At 45.5% G+C, this 255-nt stretch carries 1 protein-coding gene; it reads left to right on the top strand.

Annotated elements, in window-relative coordinates:
- Window positions 1-255, top strand: a 255-nt coding sequence (locus tag ACYQ4S_RS12875; RefSeq protein WP_459771580.1) for an IS66 family transposase, incomplete at both ends; no start/stop codon positions are given.

The following is a 255-nucleotide window of genomic DNA, read 5'->3' as shown; positions in this document are numbered from 1 at the left end:
AATTTATCCCGGCGAGAGTTGAAAACCACAGACATTTCCAGAAAACATATGCCTGCGCGAACTGTGAGAAAAGCGGAACGCGCACGCCTTTTGCAAAATCTGAAATTCCCAGACTTCCGTTAAATAATACAGCCGCTTCTGCGTCACTGATAGCAGAAACCATGTATCAAAAATTCGAGCAAAAAGTCCCTGGCTATCGCCAAGAGGCTTATTGGAATCTGCTTGGCTATCCAATCCCTCGGCATACCATTACGA

It is taken from the genome of Alkalibacterium sp. s-m-28, from assembly GCF_054658175.1.
Note: the sequence above shows the minus strand (reverse complement) of the source record. Positions and strands in the feature narration are given on the sequence as shown.